General features: G+C 65.5%; 2 protein-coding genes. Both read left to right on the top strand.

Translation table 11 applies throughout. The features are described 5' to 3' along the window. Positions 1 to 118: 118 nt before the first annotated feature. Positions 119 to 355 carry a hypothetical protein gene (locus ABFX50_RS50690; protein WP_310283907.1) on the top strand — a complete coding sequence of 79 codons (237 nt, stop codon included), beginning with the start codon at positions 119 to 121 and terminating at the stop codon, positions 353 to 355. A gap of 26 nt (positions 356 to 381) precedes the next feature. Next, positions 382 to 579, top strand: coding sequence for a hypothetical protein (locus ABFX50_RS50685; protein WP_310283910.1), 198 nt, complete (start codon positions 382 to 384; stop codon positions 577 to 579). Positions 580 to 1,001 lie beyond the last annotated feature (422 nt).

Below are 1,001 nucleotides of genomic sequence, written 5' to 3'. Positions count from 1 at the left end.
CAGTAAGGGCCCCTGCCGGATAACGCCCGGCAGGGGCCCCGCACCCACCAGAGAGCGGACCTCTGAGATGAGCAAACCAAGCGTAGATTCCCAAGCCCCACCAACGCAAGCAACCCGAGTGATCCAGTCGTGGAACGTCAACGGCATCCGCCTCGAGGAGGACGGGCTCGACGGCGCCACCATCGTGAACTTCGCCGACGGCGGCCGCATCGTCTACGGCGACATCACGTGGAATCGGTACACGAACGTCCACGTCATCAAGTGGAATGCCGACGGGCGCCGCGCGTTCACGAGGCCCCAACGCGAAAGCTGGGACGACCTGTTCTACTACGCGATGGCAGGGCGGAAGTCATGAGCGATAGGACGTTCAGCCTCGGAGGGATGGATTTCAGGGTCTTCACGGCCACCGACCCGTCCTCGCGCGAAGCGATCACCTACGTGTACCGGACGGACCTGCACCCGGAAACGCTCGTCGCTCACATCCACGACTACGGGATGTACATCATTCCTGCTCACCGGTACTTCGACGAGGACGTCCTGATGTCCGCCGTGACGCAGCAGGAAGGGGCCCCGGTATGACGACCACGTACGTGTCCATGGCGACCGCGCGGCGCGCTGAGGAGGTCCAGCACCGGCACCGCGCCGACAAGGACGGCTGGTGCGCTCACCATCTGCGGCACTTCCACGTTCGAGTTCGCGCGGGCGAATGTGACCCGTGGCTGATCGCCCAGGAGATCATCGTCGCCTACGACCTGCAGCAAACCCTGACGCTCCCAGAGAGCCCGGTGGCGGGACCGACAGTTCCGGTTCGAGACCTGACCCACCCGGGGCCGCCGCCGGTGGGGCGCGGCGGCCCCACCTCCGGCCCCGTCCTGGTGGACGAGTCGTCTCGGCTGGGACGGCGGGGCCGGCACCAACTCCCGGGCCCTCAAGTCGGATCGTAGCCATGTCGTTCTGTGAGCCAAGGAGTTGGAGATGGCAATTGTCTTCCTAAGACCGCT

Source organism: Nonomuraea recticatena (genome assembly GCF_039533245.1).
GTDB classification, from domain to species: Bacteria; Actinomycetota; Actinomycetes; order Streptosporangiales; family Streptosporangiaceae; genus Nonomuraea; species Nonomuraea roseola.
The sequence above is the reverse complement of the archived record's forward strand: the minus strand, read 5'-3'. Positions and strand labels throughout refer to the sequence as shown.

Coding starts and splice junctions, on each gene's coding strand:
- ABFX50_RS50685 (WP_310283910.1), top strand. CDS start 382: ATGGATTTCAGGGTCTTCACGGCCACCGACCCGTCCTCGCGCGAAGCG.